Genomic DNA, 993 nt, shown 5'->3' on the forward strand with positions numbered 1-993 from the left:
AAACTCCGCAAAGGAGAAGTCATGGTCTTAGATGCCGACATTGAAGGATGTTTTGATAACCTGAACCACCAGTACATACTGGATAAGATGAAAGGTACGAGCAGTAACATCCTAAGAGCGATCAATCAATGGTTTAAATGCGGTTATATTGATAAAGGGGTATTACATGAAACGGAAGCAGGTACACCGCAAGGCGGAGTGATAAGCCCGTTACTATGCAATATCGGATTATGGGGAATTGATTTTGAGCTCTATGACCACCTAATATCGACAAGGAAACCAACTGATAAGAACCTTAAACCCTATTATGCTTTTGTCTGTAATATTAAGAATAAACGCAGGGAACATGCCCCGTCAGTAGGATTTATGCAATATGCTGATGACTTTGTTATCGTGTGTGAAAATAACGATTACTTGGAAAGGGTAATGGAAATACTACCGAACCTTTTGGAAAAGCGAGGTCTAAAACTTAGCGAATCTAAGACACGTCAAGTAGCATTCCATAAAGGAGAGAGCTTTAAATTCCTTGGATTTGTTTTTGATAAATGGCGAAGTGGTAAGCATGATAAAGAATACAAAGTCACGTTTTACCCTGACCCCGACAAGATACAGTCATTTGCACAAAAGATTAGGGAATGGACTAAAATGGTGCGTCTGTTTGAATATGGGAATAAGCAAGAACTCAGTAGCAAGGCAGACCATCTGAAAATGATGGTCAACGGATGGTTGAATTATTACAAATGGGCTATGGATGCCTCTCATGGATTTATGAAGCTACGCAGAAGATTGGATAAAATCTTTTACAAGGCTTATGAAGATGTGCATAGGCATAGAAGTAGCCGACAAGACTTTATGAAACGGTATATCGGCAAAGTAGAAAGAAAAGGAAGAATGGTAGACCGTTATATATTTGGTTATGTAACATTTGGCATATTTGATATAAGTTGTAACGTAAGATGGAGTAAAGTTCAAATGGCAAGAAGTCCTTTTGAC

The 993-nt window shown here is 38.6% G+C and carries 1 protein-coding gene; it reads left to right on the plus strand.

Annotation, left to right across the window (positions count from 1 at the left end):
- Positions 1-993: reverse transcriptase domain-containing protein (locus tag RB619_RS21040; RefSeq protein ID WP_308101071.1), on the plus strand; the 993-nt coding region annotated here is incomplete at both ends.

The sequence above is a fragment of the Flavobacterium sp. LHD-80 genome (assembly GCF_030929605.1).
In the GTDB taxonomy this organism is placed as follows: domain Bacteria; phylum Bacteroidota; class Bacteroidia; order Flavobacteriales; family Flavobacteriaceae; genus Flavobacterium.